Below are 995 nucleotides of genomic sequence, written 5' to 3'. Positions count from 1 at the left end.
TCGAGTATCTTCATCGTGTTGGTCCCGCCGTGGGCGTTCATGTGGTCGCCCCGGGTCAGGATGACATGATCGCCCGGCTCGGCAATCCCCTTTTCCACCAGCAGGGCCAGGGCGCGGTCGTTGAGTTCGCTCGCCGCCATCGCCGTGGTGTCGAACGGCAGCGAGACCACGCCGCGGTAGAGCGCCATGCGGCGCTGGGCCACGGGGCTGTGGGCGAGCCCGACGATGGGCAGCCCCGAGCGGATGCGCGAGGCGATCAGCGGGGTGTAGCCGGTCGAGGTCATGCAGGCGATGGCGGCCACCCCGGTGAGGTGGTTGGCGGCGTACATGGCGGAGAGCGCGATGGTCTCGTCGATGCGCGAGAAGCCCTCGTGGATGCGGTGGCCCGACTCCTGGGCGATGCGCTCGCGCTCGGCACCGAGGCACACCCGGCGCATCGCTTCCAGCGTCTCCACCGGGTAGTCGCCGGCGGCGGTCTCGGCCGACAGCATCACCGCGTCGGTGCCGTCGAGCACGGCGTTGGCGACGTCGAACACCTCGGCGCGGGTGGGCAGCGGCGAGCTGATCATCGACTCCATCATCTGGGTCGCGGTGATCACCGCGCGGTTGAGCGTGCGGGCGCGCTTGATGATGCGCTTCTGCATGCCGATCAGCTTCTCGTCGCCGATCTCCACGCCGAGGTCGCCGCGCGCCACCATCACCGCCTCGGAGGCCTCGATGATGCCGTTGAGCGTGGCCTCGTCGGCCACCGCCTCGGCGCGCTCGAGCTTGGCCACCAGGCCGATCTCGCGGCCCGCCTCGCCGAGCAGGCGGCGGGCCTCGTGCATGTCCTCGGCCGAGCGCGGGAAGGAGACGGCCAGGTAGTCGACGCCGATCTCGATGGCGGTCGCGAGGTCGGCCTTGTCCTTGTCGGTGAGCGCCGGGGCCGAGAGCCCGCCGCCCTGCTTGTTGATGCCCTTGTTGTTGGAGAGCCTGCCGCCGGTGACCACGGTGGT

Annotated in this window: 1 protein-coding gene; it reads right to left on the bottom strand. The window is 70.5% G+C overall.

The window, feature by feature from the left end:
* Nucleotides 1–995 (bottom strand): pyruvate kinase (pyk, locus tag DIS04_RS20270; RefSeq protein WP_111415591.1); only part of this gene is annotated, 995 nt, incomplete at both ends.

It is taken from the genome of Billgrantia lactosivorans, assembly GCF_003254665.1.
Taxonomy (GTDB): Bacteria; Pseudomonadota; Gammaproteobacteria; order Pseudomonadales; family Halomonadaceae; genus Halomonas; species Halomonas lactosivorans.
The sequence above is the reverse complement of the archived record's forward strand: the minus strand, read 5'-3'. Positions and strand labels throughout refer to the sequence as shown.